The sequence below is a fragment of the Treponema pallidum subsp. pallidum str. Nichols genome (assembly GCF_000410535.2).
Classification (GTDB): domain Bacteria; phylum Spirochaetota; class Spirochaetia; order Treponematales; family Treponemataceae; genus Treponema; species Treponema pallidum.
Genome location: NC_021490.2, coordinates 803,027 through 821,150, shown reverse-complemented (window position 1 = coordinate 821,150; position 18,124 = coordinate 803,027). Strand labels below are relative to the sequence as shown.

Sequence of the window (18,124 nt, the reverse complement as noted above, 5' to 3'; positions counted from 1 at the left end):
GCATTGACCTATTTTTTTGAAACGTACGGGTGCCAGATGAATGTTGCAGAGTCTGCTTCTGTAGAGCAGCTCCTGTTGGCGCGGGGGTGGACAAAGGCGGTAGACGCGCAGACGTGCGACGTGCTGATTATCAATACGTGTTCTGTGCGAATTACAGCAGAAACGCGGGTCTTTGGGAGACTTGGCTTATTTTCTTCTCTTAAAAAAAAGCGTGCGTTTTTCATTATCCTTATGGGGTGTATGGCACAGCGTTTACACGACAAAATTCAGCAGCAGTTTCCTCGTATTGATTATGTAGTGGGTACGTTTGCGCACGCGCGATTTGAATCCATTTTCCAAGAAATTGAACAGAAGCTTACCCAGAAAGATTACCGCTTTGAGTTTATCTCCGAGCGTTACCGGGAGCATCCTGTCTCTGGGTATCGTTTTTTCGCTTCTTCATATAGCGAAGGTTCATTCCAAAGTTTTATCCCCATCATGAATGGCTGCAATAATTTTTGTTCGTTTTGCATTGTGCCATACGTGCGTGGACGGGAGATCTCGCGTGATCTTGATGCTATTTTGCAGGAAGTGGATGTGCTCTCTGAGAAAGGAGTGCGGGAAATTACGTTGCTCGGACAAAATGTTAATTCGTATCGGGGAAGAGACCGTGAAGGGAACATAGTTACCTTTCCCCAGCTGTTGCGTCATTTGGTTCGTCGTTGCGAAGTCAAAGATCAGATAAAGTGGATCCGCTTTGTTTCCAGTCACCCTAAAGACCTTTCTGATGATCTGATTGCTACTATTGCTCAGGAATCTCGTCTGTGTCGTCTGGTGCATTTGCCAGTGCAGCATGGGGCGAATGGAGTGCTCAAGCGGATGCGACGGAGTTACACGAGAGAGCAGTATCTGTCGCTGGTGGGTAAACTGAAAGCGAGTGTCCCCAATGTGGCGCTGAGCACAGATATTCTTATTGGGTTCCCGGGGGAGACGGAGGAGGATTTTGAGCAAACGCTGGATCTCATGCGGGAGGTGGAGTTTGATTCCGCTTTTATGTATCACTATAACCCGCGCGAGGGAACGCCTGCCTATGACTTTCCCGATCGTATCCCTGATGCAACGCGGATTGCGCGTCTACAACGCGTCATTGCTCTGCAGATGAGTACTACTTTGAAAAAGATGCGCGCACGGGTAGGAAAGACATTGCCAGTGTTGGTAGAGTCGCGCTCGCGAAATAATCCTGAAGAATTGTTTGGACATACAGAGCTTGGGGAAATGACCGTGCTTGAAGGAAAGGTGGATCCTACGTACATCGGACGCTTTGTGGACGTGCAAGTGAAGGAAGTGCGCGGCAGGACCTTGCGTGCCCATCTGGTGCAGGAGCGTGCAAAATGACATATGGAAAGCTGATTTTTTTTATTATCGTACTTGTGGGTTTCGCGCTCTTCATGTCCTTCAACGTGGAACACCGCTGCGATGTATCGCTTGTCTTTTATACCTTTCAGGCAGTGCCGATCACTTTGAGCTTGCTTTTTGCCTTTGCGTGCGGTGCGCTTACGGCGTTGCTTTTTCTTATTGATCCGGACGCGAAAACAAGAAAACAGAAACGTGAAGACAGTCCTACCTCTGCTCCTACAGGCGGCGTTTCTTCTCCGGAGCATGTGGACGTTCCCTAGCCAGACTGCAATGACACAAAGTCGCGTCTAGGGCTCGCAGGACGGCGCGCGTGTGCGTGTTTGGGTTCTCTGCTTAATGCGTGCAGTTTTTGTCCGATACACAGCGCATGGTGCTGTCGCGCGCGGTGTGCGCGTCCTTTTTCTTCTTCCACGTAGCAGTTGCCGCGTATACGGCGCGTGTCCAGGAAATGGCGATGCGTGGTTTTGCATTGCGCAATTTTCAGCAGGTGCATGCGTATTTTGAGCAGCATATTCCGTTGCTTTCTTCGTTTACGGAGAAAAAGGAAGCGCTCTCGCTCTTTGCTCAGTATTTAGAATTGCACGATGCTCATGAGCGTGCGGCACATCGTTACCGAGATGCGGCGTTGTATGCGCTGGGTACTGAGCGCGTGCAGTTCTTACTTGAAGCTACGCGTAATGCAATGGCCGCGGATGCGCGCGAGTATGCACGGGAAACGTTGGCAGAAGTCGAGCACATAGGTGTGCAGGTGCTAAACAAGAAACAGCATGCTACGTTCTTGGTTTATCACGTGTGGCTTGCGCTCCATGCGGCGTCTACGGCCGCGCATCTCCATGAGCAGTTGGAAAGATTGGAAGAGTATGGCACGCAGGGTGTGTTCAATGTGTTTGAGACGGTGTTGCTGTTTACTCGTTGGTGGATTACTCAGGATGAGAAGGTGGCACAGCGTCTGACAGAGAGGTATCCGCAAAGCTTTGAAGCACTTTCGGTTATAGGGGCGGTGGAAATAGCGCCGTCGGTTTTTTGGCATTTGATGCCGCGTGCGTACGGAGAAGCAGTTGAATCAATGGGAAAATCTGAGACAGTTGTCTTGCAGGACGCGAAGCTACGTCCTGTACCCGAGGTGGTGGCAGCGCACAGGACCCGTCGCGCGCACGTGGCCGCAGACGGCACGGCTGCGCGGTCTGCTATGTCGTCGTCCCATAATTTGGGCGTGTCGATTCTCGAGGGAGGGGTATCTGTGCCCGATGAGGTGGGCGCGGGAGATGAGAAGCCACGGGGGTACCAGCTCGGGTTTTTTCGAGCAAAGGAAAATGCGCAACGGCTGATGGACGATCTGGAGAGGCGTGGTTTTGGGTTCCAGCTGCATACGGTCCGACGTGCAGACGCGGTGTACTACCAAGTTTTTGTGCCGGAGGATGATTCCGGCTTTGTTGGTCACCGACTAAAAGATGCAGGATACGAGACGTTTCCCCTATTCTAGGGGGCCGGCACACATCGGTGTTTTAGAATGAGTTCCTGTATAAGGTGGTGCATAAACGCGTGGGGAAGCTGTGGATATGGGGATAGCGTGGGGAAAACCAGGAATAAACCCGTGGAATGCAATTGCTCAGCAACGCATCAGGGCGAAGGAGCACTAGCCGGACCGGCGTGATATCTGGTGTATTGACCGTCCCACATCGACGTGCTGCCAATTTTGAGCCGTGCTACGTCTTCAACCGCCCTTACGTGTATCACCTCGTGGGATTCAAATGTTACCTCAAGGCGGCGGCGGATGCTGGAAATTGCGGTGTTGCGCGTGAGAAATGACACCGTCTTGCGGTGTGTGTGCGCGCTATCTACCAGGAAGATTTCTTGGACTGATGCGCGTGAGAATGTGATCTCCGCGTGTTCTCGGTCAAAAAACAGCAGAGGATGGATATCGCCTGAGTTCGGGGAGATTTCAGTTTGTATCCACAGTCCTGCCAAGAGGTGCTGGAGTGCTCCCTGTTCACCATGTGTTGCACGGTTCCAAAGGGCTATGCGCATTGCTGTTTGTACAGGCGGTTGTGTGTGTGTCTGTGCTGCTCCGCCTACAGGGGCCGGCGGGGCGTTTCCATGTGACCGTGGGTCTGTCGTGGTGGACGAGCCGGACGTATTGTCTGCCGTGTCAGACGGGTGTGCGGCGGTGTCCCGCGCGTTGCTGGGAAGTGCAGCAGTGGGTAGAGCGCCGAAGGTATCATGCGGGGGAATTCTGCGTGGAGGAACGTGACCGTGCTGAAAGCAGGAGAAAATATATAGAGCCCACGCAGCGACGAACAACGATCCGGCCACACTCAGTAAAGGTCTATTCACGGGACGCTTCCTTGCACGCAGTACGGAGGCACCAGCCTAGTCAAGCGAAGGGGTATAGCGCGGACTACTCTCTTTTGCAGGAGGAGTAGGGGTCGGGCGTTTCGAGTGCGCAGCTGCGATGCTGCGATACAGCTCCCGCGCCGTGTGGGCAACGCGGTCGTGCACGGCCATATCCAAGGTGATTTCGTACCAGTTGTCGTGTTTTACGCGTCGGGCTCTAACAAGGTAGGGACTTTGAAAGGAACGCTGTTTGCCACGGTACTTTGAGGTGAGCGGTGCGTCGTGCTCAAGGTCGGTAACTAACAAGAGAACCTTGTGTCGGTTGTTGTCTTTTCTTTTTTCTTGTATCTCCCAGACGGTATCTAAAGCGCGGCCGATGTCTGTGTAGCGACCGTTTGGGACAATGGAATCGACAACGGAAATAATTTTATCTCGGTCCTGCTCACTGCGTAAGGTGAGGGTGATAAGTTCCTCAGGCTTTTCGTAAAACTGGTAAACGGTTATCCAGTCGCCTTGGATGGTCATGGAGGAGACGAACTCATCGCGCACCCAGCGGTGTAAACTGCTGAACTTTCCTGGTTCTTGCATGGAGCGTGATTTATCTATCATCAGGAAGATGTCGACGGGGACAGTGCGTTCACCTGCATGCAGGCACAGGTGGATGAGAAAGGTGCAGAGTGCAGGACAAAGCGCTTTTTTCAGGTGCATTAGATACTCCCTTTATGCAGGTCATTACGTGGGCACGGTTATATCACAAGAACCAAAAAAGGTATGAAAAAATAAAAAAGAGCTTTACATTTCACGAAACATGTTTACAATCGACGAAAGGTATTGTAGCAGAGAGAATACTCAAGCCATGCGTAAGGAGAAAAGTAAATGGCAAGTTTAGATCTACCTAAGAGTCCCAATGTGTTTCATCCCGAAAAGCCGAGTGCGGTTGGGTCAAGGAATTCACTGGCGCAGGACTGTCGTGACCAGCAGCAGGAGGTGAACCAGCTAATAGAGGAAGAGACAAACAAGATTCTGCACCACCTGAACACTAAACTGCCGAAGGAGGTTCTCGAGCGTCTGGACGTAATGGGTGGGTTGAAGGAAAAGTTGTATAACTACTTCAACCAGAATTACCAGAACATGTTCAACCGGTACATGGTGACTGCGGAAGACGAAATGCTGAAGAAGGTCCGTGGTTTCATCGACCGAGAGGAAATGAAGGTGTTGAACCGTTACACGCCGAAGGAGATTGCCATCCTACTGGATGAGGTTGCGGGAGCGGATAAGTTCAACACCGGAGAGATCGAGAAATCGATGGTGAATATGTACGGGCACTTGCAGGGTCATATACAGCGGGGTGTGAATGAGCTTGAGACGCACACCAATTCTTTGCTGCGTCAGAAGGTTGATGTGGGTGCTTTTGTCCGCGGAGAGAATGCGTATGCGGTAGTCAAGTGTGCGTTCAAGGACAATCTTGCGCGTCCTAAGACCGTCACTGACGTGAAGTTGTCTATCAATATTCTGGACTCAGAGTTAGTTAGCCCTATCTTCCATTACCAGACGACGGTAGCGTACCTTATTAAGGATCTCATCTCCAATCACTACATAGATGCCATCGACAAAGAAATTGATCGCGTGAAGGACGAGCTTATCGACCAGGGTAAGGAAGAGATGTCTGATAGCAGTATCATCTTCGAAAAGATGAAGATGGTGAGCGATTTCACCGACGATGACTGCGAGAACCCTGACAGCAAGCGCTACGAGCTTATTTCGCGGGAGTTGATGGAAAGAATCAGCAATTTGCGCGCGGAAATTGATCCGGAAACTTTCGACCAATTGAATGTTCGCGAGAATATCAAAAAAATCGTTGACCTTGAGAACATAAGGAATCGTGGCTTTAACACGGCTATCAATTCGATTACATCTATCCTTGATACGTCGAGGATGGGGTACCAGTATATCGAGAACTTCAAGAATGCGCGCGAGCTTATCCTTCGTGAGTATGATGACACAGATATTTCGAATCTTCCTGATGAGCGTTACCAGTTGCGCTTAAAGTACCTCGATAATGCTCAGTTGATTGAGGAGCGTAAGGGGTATGAGGTGATGCTTCGTTCTTTTGAGACGGAGGTGGATCATCTATGGGATGTGCTGCGTACTAAGTACGATAAGTCTAAGGCGTCTAGGTTCATGGCGAAGATTACCGACTTTGATGACCTTGCTAAGGTGTACAAGAAGCATATAAAGAAGCATTACAAGGATAAGACTGGTGAGCCCGTGTACGAGGATATTGCGAAGGTATGGGACGAGATTGCTTTTGTGAAGCCTGCTGAGACCGAGGTGGAGCGGATGAATCGTACGTTTGTGTACGAGAAAGACAAGATGCGAAGGAAGCTTATTCTGATGCGTGGGAAGTTAAAGGGTATGTATGATTACCAGTATCCTATTGAGCGTCGGGTTATGGAGGAGCGTCTCGCGTTCTTGGAATCCGAGTTTAACCGTTTCGATTACTTGGTGAATCCTTTTCACTTGCAGCCGGGCTTACTGCTCGATATCGACATCACGTCTATAAAGCGCAAGAAGGCGACGCTCGACGGTATGGCTAACGTGCTTAATGAGTTCTTGCATGGTATCTCTAAAGGATTTGCGGACGCTGCCTTTGCTTCGTTTAGTCGTCGTCGTTCAACGGTGCGTGCTGATATCGGTCAGAGTTTTGCTAGTGACGGCAGTGCCGACCAGAAGGAGTCCAGCGGTAGGGTGGCTTTTATGGATATGGTAAATGAGACTCCTGCGCTTGAGTCTTCCGTGGCCGCTGAGCAGGTGGATGTGCGCTCGGATGTTGGAATGAAGACGAGAAAGGCTGGCGCGGTGGATGCAGGCAAGGGTCGACGTGGTAGACGGTCTGCCATTCGCGAACTCTAGCGAGATTGTAGATAGACTTTGTCGTGATCCGAAGCTCCCTGGAACTTTTCTGTTTCGGGGAGCTTTTTAATCATCAAAGGAGTGTTACGTGGTGAGTGCATCTAGTTTTTACGTGCCTGCAGCGGTGAAGAAGAACTTTAATGCTCTAGTGCGTCATGTGAAGGGCGTTTTGAGCGTGTTGGATGAGTGTGATCCGAAGAATAACGTCGCAGACCAGGTCAACCTGCTGCTCTGTGCGAAGGAGATGCAAAGCGAGCAGGTTGCAGCGCTCCTGTCGGTGCTACTCATCGACACGTGGGGGTATCGGCTGTTTTCTTACAATCTAAGGAAGGTTTCCGTCGAGGGTCTCGGGTTTGCTCAGGAAACTGCGCGGTGGAAGGGAGTGGATATTGTACTTGGTTATCATCACCCCGATCTTGGATTTTTGGCAATAAACCCGAAGAATCCTTCGAACGCCTCCCTTGTCGAGGGTTTTCGGAAAAATGAGCTCTTGTTGGTGTACGTGGGAAAGCAGGATAGGGGACCGCTTGATGAACGGATTGCAGACGAAGTCGCCAAGGGTTTGATTGCTCTGATAGAGAATCGTAAGTTCGTGGTTCCCAAAGAAATCCTTTCGGGGGTTTTTGCATTTGTGTCTACGAAAAAGTCTGAGGGTTCTGGCAAGAGGGTTCGATCGGCAAAGAAGTCGGGTGCGGACGCTGCCAGGGCGTCTGAAGGGGCTACCTGTGATCGGGCTTCGTCTGAGTCTGTGTCTCCTACCGCGCGTCCTCCTGCTCAAGCCTCTGCAGGTCCGATTCGGATGTCTCAGTTAATATCGGTGCCTGTTTCTAACGAGTTGTTTCATAACGGGAATGTGGAAGCGTGGAAGCGTATTATCAGGAGTTACAACGCGCGGTACCCTTCTTCAGAGGTCATTGTGTTCTACGATGGTGAGCGTATTGTGGATATTAACACTCTCTTCAAATGGGGAAAGGTGAAGCACGGGAGTGTGATTCAGTTTGCAGTGTCAGGTGAGGAAATTAAGGATTTGTCCAAGCTCTCTAAGTATTTCAAGGAGGGGGCGAGTTCTCGTTTTGAGGTGTTTTTGCACGGTTCCCCAGACACGGTGTTGAATTTGTTTTAGGAGTGCACAATGAACATTGCCAAATCCATTCATTTTCTGAGCAATAAAGAGGCTCTCGATAAGAGGCTTGACCGAGGGCTTTTGGGGATTCGGGGTCGTCAGGCGGATGAGTTGTCAAGTCTGGGGTTGCCCGTGCTTCCGAGCGTGGTTATTGATGCGACAGTCTCTCGTAGTCTGTATGGGGAGAAGCTTCGGTCCGCGCTAAGTCCGTATTTAAGGAAGTTTACGCTTTTAAACAGAAAAGAGTATGCGGATGCAAAGAATCCTATGCTCCTCAAGGTGGTTTTATCCCCCAATTTGGCCATTTCGAATTATCCGGTATTACATAACTTTGGTTTGACACGGGATACTTTCGCGGGGTTTGCCGAGCGTGTCGGGGAGCATTTTGCAACGCACGAGGTGTTCTTCCTTTTGAAGGGTGTATTTGGGGTATTGCTTGGTATCGCAGAAAGTGAGGAGAACACCAAGGGTGCTTCGGAGTTTGTCGAAACCCTGAAGGAAATAGAGGTTTTTTTGCAGGGAGGAAAATCTTCTCCCTCTGGGCGCGAGGCGATGAATCGGTATCGAGCCTTGCTTCCAGACGGCTTTTTCGATGATGCCTACGTTCAGCTTGAAGAAGCGGTAAGGCTTGTTAGTAAACTGCTGTCGTTTGAGGAGGATGGGGAAGATGGAGTTGCCATCCTTATTCAGCCTATGGTCTACGGGAATTATGGGGGAGGCAGCTACTCGGGTCGGTTTTTCAGTAGGAATATTATAACTGGAGAGAAGAAACTTCAGGGTCAGTATTTTGAGGAGCGGTTCGACGAATGCGATGCCGAAGGCAGTGATGTAAATGCGATAAAGCCGGCTTATCTTAAGCAGTTGCAGGATATTGCGTGGAAACTGGAGGATCACAGCCGAGAGATTCGGGAGGTTCGCTTTACTATCGAGGCGGGCAGTTTATGGCTTATTGAGCAAAAACCTGTCGAAGCGAAGAGCACAATCTCTTTGGTACGGTTGCTGCTCGACCTGTACGAGCGCGAGGTGGTGGATGCTGAATACGTGGTCAAGTCGGTAAAACCGGGTCAGCTGAACGAGATTTTGCACCCGGTCATTGATATGACGAGTGTGACAGGTTTGAAATCCTCGCAGGGGGGGATTATTGGTGTTCCTGGTGCGGCGGTTGGGCGAGTGTACTTTACCGCTGATTCCCTCATCGAGGCGTGGCGTGTGGCGAAGATGGGCGGACAAGATACACGGTGTATCTTGTGTATGCCTGCAACGTACGCGGGGGACGTTAAGGCAATTGAGGTGGCAACTGGTGTTCTTTCTAACGAGGGGGGGTACTCCGCCCACGCTTCGGTTGTTGCCCGTCAGTATGGGAAGATCTCTTTGGTCCGTCCAGATATGAAGATTTATTCGGACAAAGCGGTCGTTGACGGTATGACTATCAACGAGGGCGATTTTGTAACGCTTAATGTTCCTTACTACGGGGAATCCACCCTGTATATGGGAGCTGCGCAGCTCATTGAGCCTGATCCAGAGACGTCTGGCCTAGTGAGCTTCATCGAGCTTGCGAAGGGTTTTGTGCGTTCGTTTCACGTGCGGGCGAACGCGGACAGTCCACACGATGCAGAGCTCGCGCTCGCCTTTGGTGCGCAGGGTATCGGACTGTGTCGTACAGAGCATATGTTCTTCAAAGAAGATCGGATAAATGTGTTCCGCCGTATGATCTTCTCGGAGAATGCTGAGGAGCGGACGGGCAGTCTCAAGCAGTTGCAAAAGATGCAGGGAGAGGATTTCTACGGCATCTTCAAGGTAATGCAGGGACATGAAGTGACTATTCGCCTTCTGGATGCTCCTTTGCACGAGTTTTTGCCGCACGGGGAGAGTGAAGTTAGCAAGTTTTTGGAGTATCTCGAGAAGGTTTGTGGTAAAGGTCTGTCCCGGGAGGAGTTGCAGGAGCGGATCTCCATGCTATCTGAGGTGAATCCCATGCTGGGTCACCGTGGGTGCCGTATTGCGATTTCATACCCGGAAATCTACGCCATGCAGGTGCGCGCCGTGTTCGAGGCAGTGTACCGGTTGCAGAAAGAGAAGATCTCGGTGTACCCAGAGATAATGATCCCCATTGTCATGAATTGCCGTGAGTTAAAGCAGATTGTGTATGGTAAAAAGATTGAGGGGCACGCATACCAGGGTATCGGCTCGATAGAGGAAGAGGTACGTCTTGCGCTCAAGGCAAAGGAGGTTGACTATAAGGTGGGTGCTATGATTGAGCTGCCTGCAGCTGCGTTGAGTGCAGACGAGATTGCGCGCTACGCGCAGTTTTTCTCGTTTGGGACTAATGACTTGACGCAGACAACGCTTGGACTCTCCAGAGACGATTTCAATACGTTTATGCCGGACTACACGATGTATGATTTGGTTGACGGAAACCCCTTTGCGATACTCGATGCGCGCGTGCGCGAGTTAATTGAGGTTGCTATGCAGCGTGGACGGCTGGCACGGCCGGATATTCAGCTAGGTTTGTGTGGGGAGCACGGTTCACGGTCAGAAAATATTCGTTTTTGTATGGAAGTAGGACTAGATTACGTTTCGTGTTCGTCTTACTCGGTGCCTATCGCTTTACTTGCAATTGCACAGGCGGAGATTGAAAACGCAGAAAAGGAAGGCAGGAAGCCTGCATGGCGGGGAAGGTCTTCCGCGAAGTCAGGCGGTAGGCGCGCTAGGTAAGGTGTCGTTCGTGCTTGGTGAGCGTCTCTGTGCGTTCCACTAACGGTGCGAGGGATGGCTGCGTCTGCGTGGTTAGAGGTGTAGCTGGGTGTTTTTTGGAGGTTTTGTGTACGCGCTGATTGAATACAAGGGCAAGCAGTATAAGGTGGAACGGGGTAGTAGTATCGTTGTAGATAATATCTCCGAAGTTGCGCCGGGCGGGTGCATCGATGTGCGTGAGGTGTTGATGATTGGTGGCGAGGGTTTGACGCGGATTGGTTCTCCTTATCTTGAAGGAGTGGGTGTGCGCGCGGTGGTGGGGGAATGTTTTCGCAGTCGGAAGATTACCGTGTACAAGTATAAGAGCAAGAAGGATTACCACCGAACTATCGGTCATCGGCAGTGGTACACTCGCTTGACCGTTAGTGACATCTTGGGGGTGTAGGCTCTGGTCCGAGTGTTGCTTGAAGTCGGTGACCGAGGGCAGTTTTTATCTGCAGTTGCCTCTGGTCATGCTGCGCGTGGAACACGAGGCGGTGATGTTGTGTGTGCGGCAGTTAGTGTGCTTTTGCGCACTGCGGTGCTTGGGCTTGAGCGTTTGGGTCCTCAGATAGAGGCGGCGGATCGGGGTTTTCTCTCCTTTCGCGTGGGGGGGTGTCCGGATTCCGCGTTGGCTCTCTTGTGTTTCACTGCGGAGTTTCTAGAACGTGGTTTACGTACGTTGATGCAGGAGTATCCCAGTTCGGTGCATCTTTGCGTGCGGAGGGGAGTGGTGTGTGCGTAGCGTCGCGGTTAAGACAAAACGGGGGGTAGTATGGCTCGAAAGAGAGGTGGCAGTGGATCTAAGAACGGGCGCGATTCTAATCCGAAGTATTTGGGAGTAAAGTTGTTCGGTGGTCAGCACGCTCGTGCTGGTTCGATTTTGGTGCGCCAGCGGGGTACCCGAATTCACCCGGGAGAAAATGTGGGAAGGGGGAAGGACGATACGTTGTTTGCTCTTGCTCCTGGGGTTGTGACCTATCTTCAAAGGAAGGGGAGGCGCCTCGTTTCTGTGTGCGTGGAAAACCGGCCTTCTTGAGCTTTTATAGAGGGAACCAGGTGCCTCCTGTGCTTTGTGTCTGTGGTGTAAGAAGGGTCAGGGGGTATTTGCGTGTCTGTGGGATCGTAGGGGGCGTGCACAGGTTTTTGAGAGAGCATGGCCAGTTTTGTTGATGAGGTGCTGATTCGTGTTTCCTCTGGTCGGGGTGGAAATGGCTGTGTGGCGTTTCGGCGGGAAAAGTATGTCCCGCGCGGCGGCCCCGCGGGGGGCGATGGAGGGCGCGGCGGGGACGTTGTGTTCCAGGTACGGCGCAACATGCGCACGCTTGTGCACCTGAGGTATGGACGCGTGTTTCGTGCAAAGAATGGGCAGGATGGAGAGGGGGCACGCCGCTTTGGTGCAAAGGGGCACGATTGTGTTATACCGCTGCCTCCGGGTTGTCTTTTAAGGGATGCGCAGACTCATGAGGTTTTGCACGATTTTGGTCATGCCCATGAAGGTTGCGTGACGCTCCTTTCGGGTGGAAGGGGTGGTTGGGGGAATTATCATTTCCGTGGCCCAGTGCAGCAGGCTCCGCAACGCGCGCATTCTGGGCAGCCGGGGCAGGAACGTGTGGTGCACGTTGAACTGCGTATTGTGGCAGACGTTGGCTTTGTGGGGCTCCCCAACGCGGGCAAATCTTCTTTGCTGAATTTTTTTACCCACGCGCGGTCGCGCGTTGCCCCTTATCCTTTCACTACCCGGATTCCTTACTTGGGGGTGCTGCGTACGGGGGATGGGCGCGACGTGATCCTGGCAGATGTCCCTGGGATTCTCGAACGCGCCTCGCAGGGTGTCGGCTTGGGGTTGCGCTTTCTCAAGCACTTGACCCGCTGTGCGGGGCTTGCATTTCTCATTGATCTTGCAGATGAGCGTGCGCTGCATACATACGATTTGCTTTGCAAGGAATTGTACGCTTTCTCCCCTGTCTTTGAGACAAAGGCGCGCGTGCTCGTAGGTACCAAGCTTGATTTGCCGAATGCGCGTGAGTGTTTGCAGCAGCTTCGTGCACAGCACCCATCCACTGAGGTTTGTGGAGTCTCGGTGCACAATCGCTGGGGTTTAGATGAATTGCAGGAGGCTTTTGTGCGTCTCTCTGACGCAGGTGCGGGCGCGTTGCGTTCCCCTGTGTGGCGGAACCAAGCTCCCAGTTTTATGTACGCTCAGCTTGAGGATCCGGTGTGTCAGGTGCGTGATGATTTTGGGGCAACGGTGAGCTTGAGCAGAAAACGAAAAGTGCGCGGATGAAGTTAGCCCTGTTTGGCGGTTCGTACGATCCTGTTCATCTGGGCCACTTGCTCTTGGCTGATGCAGTACACCGGCACGCCGGGTATGACCGCGTGCTGTTTGTGCCTACCTTCGTTTCCCCCTTCAAAGAAAAGGAAGGAAGTGCAAGTGCGCACGATCGGGTGCGGATGCTCCATTTAGCAATTGGGACAACGCCGTATTTTTCTGTTGAAGAGTGTGAGATTAGGCGTGGGGGTATTTCGTATACTGCCGAGACGGTGCAGCATGTGCGGGAAAAGTATGGCGCACAGCTTGAGGGCAAGCTCGCGCTGGTATTGGGGGAAGATGCAGCGCGCAGTGTACCGCACTGGCACGCGTTCGATTCGTGGAGTACACACGTTGATTTTGTCGTGGGTGCGCGCCCTGTGACGTCAGGCGATGGGGGGAACGTAGAACGCGCCACACGCACTCTACAATCGTTTCCCTTCCCATGGGTTTCGGCGGAGAATGTGGCGCTTCCTATTTCGTCAACGTACATACGCACCGCAATTCAACGGGGGCGTAGTTGGGGTTATCTTGTACCTTCCCCAGTTCGTGAGTATATTATCGCGCGTGGACTCTACCGGTCGTGAGCCTCTGCCTTCTTTCTCCGGAGTGGACGATTCTTCCTGTTCTTCTCGTTTTCTTTCTTTCCTTGGACAGGCGCAGATGCCAGCGTTCTCTTTTGTGTCTGCAGATATGACGGCGCTGATTGCGCGTGTGGACGCGTACGCGCGCGCAGTGCTTTCGCCACCTAGGTATGAGCATTCGCGTCGTGTAGCGGAGTTTGGGTGCATGCTGGTACGGCGGTATGCGTTGGAAGCGCAGCTTGAGCCGCACGTTTATTGCGCGGGTATTGCGCACGATATGTGCCGGGAGCATTCGGAAGTGTTCTTGTTGCGTGCTGCTGCGTGCGATGGTTTTCCCATTGATGTAACTGAGCGTGGTACGCCATTGCTCTTGCACGGGCGCGCAGCCGCGTGTGTGTTAGCACAGGAATTTGGCGTGCAGGATGAGGTGTTGTTGTCTGCGGTGCGCTGGCATACCTTTGGGTGTGAAGACTTTGGTGTGTTAGGAAAGATTCTTTTTATATCAGACAAAATTGAGCCAGCTCGTGCTTGGGCGGCGTCCTTGCGCGGTGCAGTGTCAACGTTAACGTTAGATGCGCTTGCTGCAAAAGTAGTGAGTGCGAGTATTGTGTGCGCAGAGCGAAAACGTACCACGCCCCATCCGCGTACGTGTGCGATGTTGCGTGCACTGGGAAAGGATGTAAGTCAACCCGCGTAACGGGTGGCAGTCGGGCAAAAGTAGGGCAGTGTGTGTATCTGCCGCAGTTCGACGAGAGGCCAGGGAGTGTGCAATGAAAGTGTTGGATATGGGAAGACATGGGCTTTTTTTACTCCTCATTTTTTTTATGCTGGTTATCACCGTCTTTGCAGTCTTCTTTGGTATGAAGCGCGATCCGCTTGAATCCTCACTTTCTAGCGACAATATTCTCAAGGTGTTGTTTGTCATTGAACACGAGAACGTTCCAATCTCCAGCAATGTTGTTGCGTATTATCCTGCAACGAGGCGCGCGGCAATGTTTGATATTCCCCATAATATGGGACTTATTCTGCAGAGTCTTGGCCGTACGGATGGCATCGGTTCGCTTTACAGCGAGCGTGGTATTGAGGAGTATAAAAGGGAGGTAGAAAAGTTAACGGGAATTAACGTTCCTTTTTCTGTAGTGTGCTCGCTGGATAACTTTTCTAAATTGACAGATTTACTCTCTGGTCTGTCGGTGTTTATCCCTACGCCCATCGACGTGCACACAGAACGTGCAGGGCATGTCCTGTTACCGTCAGGATCAGTGTCTTTGGATGGGGATAAGATGCGTGATTATCTTTTATACGAAGACGAGGATGAGGGAGAAGGGGAGTCAGCATCGAGGAAACAGAAAGCTATTTTAGCTTTGTTGCGTAGTGTTAATGATCACAGTGAGTTTTTTGTTCATTCAACTCGTGCTTTTTCCTTGAACAGGCTAATACGTTCTAACGTTCGGCGTGCTGACTTAAAAAAGCTTATAGGTGAATTATCTAAGTTGGATTCAGAACGCCTAGTGCCGCAGCGTTTTTCAGGGACTAAACGAGTGGTAGACGGCAAGGTACTCCTTTTTCCATCTCGTGATGGACAGCAAATTAAGGAAATCGTGCGCCAGACGCTTGCGGTGCTTGCGTCAGAGAATGGTACGGCCTTTGAGCGTGTGTATGCGTTGGAAATTCTTAACGGAACTGAATCGCACGGTCTTGCGCGCACGACGGCGAATATTTACCAAGGATTTGGTTACGACGTAGTTCGCGTTGATAATGCATTGGAGCAAAGTGTGCAAAAGACGGTGCTCGTCGATCGCATTGGGAATCCTGCAGTGGCTAAAGTGGTGGCGCAGGTGATTCGTTGTCAGAATATTGAGACAACTAGCGCCTCGCTTGATGAGTATGGGGTGGAAACGGGCATCGATTTTACGCTTATCCTGGGGAAGGATTTTAATGGATATCTGGTAAAGGAGGGAACGTGAGTGCTAACGGAGCTGCTTCCGCGGTAGCAGAGGCTCTGTGTGATGCGCGCGCGGAGGATGTATGTGTGTTTGATGTAAGCGCGCGCTGCGGCTGGGCGGACTTTGCGGTAGTTGCCACTGTGCCTGGCCTCTTGCACGGCACTCATCGTCTGGTGTGCGAGCAGGCGGCTCGCTTTGGCCTAAGAGAAGTACATCGAAAAAAACGAGGCCTTTGCGAAGAGCAATGGCGGGTGCTGGACTTTGGGTCTATCCTGGTTCATCTTATGAGCGCGCAGGCGCGCGCCTTTTATGACCTCGACCGGCTGTGGCAAGATTGTCTTGTCGCGCGGTAGGTTAAGCTGCCGGGCTCGTGGCACGTATTGCCCGCGCAGGAGCTCTCATTCTTTTTTTTGTACCGGCTCTCTTCTCCTCCGCGCTTCAGTTTGGGCGCGGTGCAGCATGGTGTGCGCAGTTGGTGCCGGGTCGGTTACATACGCGGCGAAATCTGGAAAAACAGAGGCTCTGTGGGGTGTGTTTTGCGCCTGCGCGTACGCGTCGATTGCCTGTATTACTTTTCCTTTCTCTATATGGCTTTTAAACAGGGCACTGAGGCACGCAGGAATAACTGCGCTGGTGGTGTTTCGAAACGCAGGAAGCCCTTTGTGTTCTTCAAAGAAACTGTTTTGGTACGCGGCAGACGCAAGCACAGAGAGTGCACGACACGCGGTTGCCACACGCGCGCTTTTTTTGTGCACTGCGAGTCCTTGCACTTCCAAACTTCCAGTCAGTACGTCTTGTGCATTTTCGGTTATAGGGAGGACGCACGCGCCCAAGTTGATTCCAGGACGTTCTTTTATGATTGCATCTGCAACCAGGTGACTGCCAAAGTACATAGCGATGCGATCGCGTGTAAAATCATGAATGATTTCGCGCACGCGCGCAGTCCGGTGGTGTTTGTTTACGTATCCCCGCTTGAACAGTTCCAGATAGGCTCCGAGTACAGGATAGAGCGCACGCTCGTGCGTCCAATCGATGGAGTCGTCTGTGGCACGTTTGACTAAATCTCGAGCGCCCTGCTCACCGAGCACTTTCGTAATCGCGTCAGCAAGCAACGTATGTGGAAAGCTTTCCGTTGTGCTGAGCGCGAGGGGTACGATAGAAATGCCACTTTTTACAATGAGAGCGCAGCTTTCTAGGAGTTCATTCCAGCTTTTGGGCTCGGATATCCCGTAGCGATCAAAAAGGTCCTTGTTGTAGAAAAGTGCATTGATAGACACGGCGCAGTTTAAGGGAAGCGCAAATGTCTTGCCGTACGGATCTGTGGGAGGAATCAGTAGATCCGGTATCCAGGCTTCTTTGCTCAGATCTACAAAGTAAAGGTATGGGTCAAGGGCATGGAGCGAGGGAAGAGACACCTCTACAACATCCGGAGCGGTCCCGTCTGCAAGGCGCGCGTGAAGCACCGTAGGATACTGATCGTCCTGGATGGTTTCGACGGTGACGGCGATTCCTTCTTCCAATTCCAACTTCGTAAACACATTCTGCAGGCCCGAAGAGTAATGCTTCTCTCGTATGAGGACTGAGAGGCGAACCGGTTCTTCTTCCTTTCCCTTCTCTTTGCTGCCATGGCAGAAGACGGGTAACAGCACAAAGAAAGAGAGGAACACACCGCCGATGCGGGCGTAGGTGGCGGATCCGGTATTACGCATGTAAACCTCCCCGACACGTATATCTGTTCATCGGACCCTTCTCGGCGCCGATGGCGTTTTGCTTGAATGAGGACTGCACGCAAAACCTGCCAGGAAACAATGATGAGAAAAGCAGCGGTCGGCGCGTTAGTTGCCTTGTGCGACAGAGCTGAAGAAAGGCTTTTCTTTGACAAATCTGCATTCGCTGTACTATCATCCATCCCTCCGAGAGTTTGGTCGAAGGAGGCATGGCTGTGTTCAGCATTCTAGAAAAGAAACAATTTTCTCCGCAGGTGTTTTACTTGAAGGTGCATGCACCTGATATTGCAAAAAATCGTGCTGCAGGACAGTTTGTGCTTGTTCAACTTGATGACGAATACGCTGAGCGCATACCGCTAACGATTGCGGACGCGCATGCGGATGAAGGGTGGATTGCGCTAGTGATCCAGACTGTTGGCGCCACTACTATGAGGCTGTGCGAAAAGGAAGTGGGCGATTCCATCTCTGTAGTTCTCGGTCCGTTGGGAAATCCAACTCTCATTGAAAATGTAGGAACTGTCGCCTGCGTTGCAGGGGGTGTTGGGGCAGCTCCGCTGTATCCTATTGCCCAGGCGCATAAAAGGGCTGGAAATCACGTCATTGTAATCCTTGGGGCGCGCAATCGGGATTTAATTATTTTTGAAGAGGAGATGCGCGCGCTTGCAGACGAGCTGGTCATTGTCACAGACGACGGCTCATATGGACGCAAGGGCTTAGTGACTGAGCCCCTGCGTGAGCTGTGCGAGCGCGCGTCCTGTCCACAGGAGGTGGTTGCTATCGGTCCGCCGATTATGATGAAGTTTTGTGCGGAAACGACGCGCCCCTTTGGGATCCGCACGGTCGTATCTTTGAACACCATTATGATTGACGGCACTGGCATGTGCGGTGGCTGTCGGGTGAATGTAGGTTCTGAGATAAAATTTGTTTGCGTGGACGGACCTGAATTTGACGGGCATCAAGTTGATTTTGAGAGCATGATGCGGAGAATGAGGGCATTTCAGGCAAGGGAAGCGCATGATGTCCACTGCTGTAAGATGAAGCACCACGCGGGGAGGTAG

General features: G+C 51.8%; 19 protein-coding genes. 16 read left to right on the top strand and 3 right to left on the bottom strand.

Annotation, left to right across the window (positions count from 1 at the left end; all coding sequences use genetic code 11):
- The first annotated feature begins 3 nt into the window (after positions 1 to 3).
- From miaB to TPANIC_RS03725, 3 genes are all read left to right on the top strand, one after another.
- Positions 4 to 1,374: a tRNA (N6-isopentenyl adenosine(37)-C2)-methylthiotransferase MiaB gene (gene miaB / locus TPANIC_RS03735; protein WP_010882199.1), complete on the top strand. Its 1,371-nt coding sequence runs from the start codon at positions 4 to 6 to the stop codon at positions 1,372 to 1,374.
- Positions 1,371 to 1,655 (top strand): hypothetical protein, encoded by a 285-nt coding sequence (locus TPANIC_RS03730; protein WP_010882198.1) that lies wholly within the window; start codon positions 1,371 to 1,373, stop codon positions 1,653 to 1,655. Before miaB ends, TPANIC_RS03730 begins: the two co-directional genes overlap by 4 nt.
- Before the next feature lie 107 nt (positions 1,656 to 1,762).
- Entirely contained in the window at positions 1,763 to 2,878 is a 1,116-nt protein-coding gene (locus tag TPANIC_RS03725; protein WP_235214023.1) for an SPOR domain-containing protein, read from the top strand.
- Between the two features lie 137 nt (positions 2,879 to 3,015).
- Here the strand turns inward: TPANIC_RS03725 and vwb are convergent, their stop codons facing one another.
- Positions 3,016 to 3,729: a vascular adhesin/metalloprotease pallilysin gene (gene vwb / locus TPANIC_RS03720; protein WP_010882196.1), complete on the bottom strand. Its 714-nt coding sequence runs from the start codon at positions 3,727 to 3,729 to the stop codon at positions 3,016 to 3,018.
- Positions 3,730 to 3,765: 36 nt separating this feature from the next.
- Positions 3,766 to 4,437 carry a vWA domain-containing protein gene (locus TPANIC_RS03715; protein ID WP_010882195.1) on the bottom strand — a complete coding sequence of 224 codons (672 nt, stop codon included), beginning with the start codon at positions 4,435 to 4,437 and terminating at the stop codon, positions 3,766 to 3,768.
- Between TPANIC_RS03715 and TPANIC_RS05345 the strand changes: the two genes are divergently transcribed.
- The 12 genes from TPANIC_RS05345 (at position 4,407) to rsfS (ending at position 15,692) form a co-directional block, all read left to right on the top strand.
- On the top strand, positions 4,407 to 4,628 hold the full coding sequence (locus TPANIC_RS05345) for a hypothetical protein (RefSeq protein ID WP_010882194.1): 222 nt from the start codon (positions 4,407 to 4,409) through the stop codon (positions 4,626 to 4,628). The genes TPANIC_RS03715 and TPANIC_RS05345 overlap by 31 nt on opposite strands.
- Entirely contained in the window at positions 4,606 to 6,642 is a 2,037-nt protein-coding gene (gene cfpA, locus TPANIC_RS03710; protein WP_010882193.1) for a cytoplasmic filament protein CfpA, read from the top strand. The genes TPANIC_RS05345 and cfpA overlap by 23 nt, the downstream gene beginning before the upstream one ends.
- A gap of 88 nt (positions 6,643 to 6,730) precedes the next feature.
- Positions 6,731 to 7,765 (top strand): hypothetical protein, encoded by a 1,035-nt coding sequence (locus TPANIC_RS03705; RefSeq protein WP_010882192.1) that lies wholly within the window; start codon positions 6,731 to 6,733, stop codon positions 7,763 to 7,765.
- 9 nt (positions 7,766 to 7,774) lie between these two features.
- Positions 7,775 to 10,480, top strand: a complete 2,706-nt coding sequence (locus TPANIC_RS03700; protein ID WP_010882191.1) for a putative PEP-binding protein — start codon at positions 7,775 to 7,777, stop codon at positions 10,478 to 10,480.
- 106 nt (positions 10,481 to 10,586) lie between these two features.
- Positions 10,587 to 10,904 (top strand): 50S ribosomal protein L21, encoded by a 318-nt coding sequence (gene rplU / locus TPANIC_RS03695; protein ID WP_010882190.1) that lies wholly within the window; start codon positions 10,587 to 10,589, stop codon positions 10,902 to 10,904.
- 12 nt (positions 10,905 to 10,916) lie between these two features.
- A complete protein-coding gene (locus TPANIC_RS03690; RefSeq protein ID WP_010882189.1) occupies positions 10,917 to 11,243 on the top strand; it encodes a ribosomal-processing cysteine protease Prp in 327 nt (108 codons plus the stop codon).
- A gap of 30 nt (positions 11,244 to 11,273) precedes the next feature.
- A complete protein-coding gene (gene rpmA / locus TPANIC_RS03685) occupies positions 11,274 to 11,537 on the top strand; it encodes a 50S ribosomal protein L27 (protein WP_010882188.1) in 264 nt (87 codons plus the stop codon).
- Between the two features lie 117 nt (positions 11,538 to 11,654).
- Complete coding sequence (cgtA, locus tag TPANIC_RS03680; RefSeq protein ID WP_010882187.1) at positions 11,655 to 12,785, top strand: Obg family GTPase CgtA; 1,131 nt, start codon at positions 11,655 to 11,657, stop codon at positions 12,783 to 12,785.
- On the top strand, positions 12,782 to 13,396 hold the full coding sequence (gene nadD, locus TPANIC_RS03675; protein ID WP_010882186.1) for a nicotinate (nicotinamide) nucleotide adenylyltransferase: 615 nt from the start codon (positions 12,782 to 12,784) through the stop codon (positions 13,394 to 13,396). Before cgtA ends, nadD begins: the two co-directional genes overlap by 4 nt.
- Entirely contained in the window at positions 13,359 to 14,090 is a 732-nt protein-coding gene (gene yqeK / locus TPANIC_RS03670) for a bis(5'-nucleosyl)-tetraphosphatase (symmetrical) YqeK (protein WP_237250196.1), read from the top strand. Before nadD ends, yqeK begins: the two co-directional genes overlap by 38 nt.
- Positions 14,091 to 14,163: 73 nt before the next feature.
- A complete protein-coding gene (locus TPANIC_RS03665; RefSeq protein WP_010882184.1) occupies positions 14,164 to 15,360 on the top strand; it encodes an LCP family protein in 1,197 nt (398 codons plus the stop codon).
- Positions 15,357 to 15,692, top strand: a complete 336-nt coding sequence (gene rsfS, locus TPANIC_RS03660; RefSeq protein WP_010882183.1) for a ribosome silencing factor — start codon at positions 15,357 to 15,359, stop codon at positions 15,690 to 15,692. Before TPANIC_RS03665 ends, rsfS begins: the two co-directional genes overlap by 4 nt.
- 45 nt (positions 15,693 to 15,737) lie before the next feature.
- Here the strand turns inward: rsfS and TPANIC_RS03655 are convergent, their stop codons facing one another.
- Positions 15,738 to 17,048: an ABC transporter substrate-binding protein gene (locus TPANIC_RS03655; protein WP_010882182.1), complete on the bottom strand. Its 1,311-nt coding sequence runs from the start codon at positions 17,046 to 17,048 to the stop codon at positions 15,738 to 15,740.
- A gap of 233 nt (positions 17,049 to 17,281) precedes the next feature.
- On the opposite strand from TPANIC_RS03655, the gene TPANIC_RS03650 reads away from it, so the two are divergent.
- Positions 17,282 to 18,124, top strand: coding sequence for a sulfide/dihydroorotate dehydrogenase-like FAD/NAD-binding protein (locus TPANIC_RS03650; protein WP_014342556.1), 843 nt, complete (start codon positions 17,282 to 17,284; stop codon positions 18,122 to 18,124).

What these genes read in the sequence shown, in the direction of transcription:
- TPANIC_RS03730 (WP_010882198.1), top strand. Translation starts at nt 1,371, where the DNA reads ATGACATATGGAAAGCTGATTTTTTTTATTATCGTACTTGTGGGTTTC.
- TPANIC_RS03725 (WP_235214023.1), top strand. Translation starts at nt 1,763, where the DNA reads ATGGTGCTGTCGCGCGCGGTGTGCGCGTCCTTTTTCTTCTTCCACGTA.
- TPANIC_RS03715 (WP_010882195.1), bottom strand. Translation starts at nt 4,437, where the DNA reads ATGCACCTGAAAAAAGCGCTTTGTCCTGCACTCTGCACCTTTCTCATC.
- cfpA (WP_010882193.1), top strand. Translation starts at nt 4,606, where the DNA reads ATGGCAAGTTTAGATCTACCTAAGAGTCCCAATGTGTTTCATCCCGAA.
- TPANIC_RS03700 (WP_010882191.1), top strand. Translation starts at nt 7,775, where the DNA reads ATGAACATTGCCAAATCCATTCATTTTCTGAGCAATAAAGAGGCTCTC.
- rpmA (WP_010882188.1), top strand. Translation starts at nt 11,274, where the DNA reads ATGGCTCGAAAGAGAGGTGGCAGTGGATCTAAGAACGGGCGCGATTCT.
- cgtA (WP_010882187.1), top strand. Translation starts at nt 11,655, where the DNA reads ATGGCCAGTTTTGTTGATGAGGTGCTGATTCGTGTTTCCTCTGGTCGG.
- nadD (WP_010882186.1), top strand. Translation starts at nt 12,782, where the DNA reads ATGAAGTTAGCCCTGTTTGGCGGTTCGTACGATCCTGTTCATCTGGGC.
- TPANIC_RS03665 (WP_010882184.1), top strand. Translation starts at nt 14,164, where the DNA reads ATGAAAGTGTTGGATATGGGAAGACATGGGCTTTTTTTACTCCTCATT.
- TPANIC_RS03655 (WP_010882182.1), bottom strand. Translation starts at nt 17,048, where the DNA reads ATGCGTAATACCGGATCCGCCACCTACGCCCGCATCGGCGGTGTGTTC.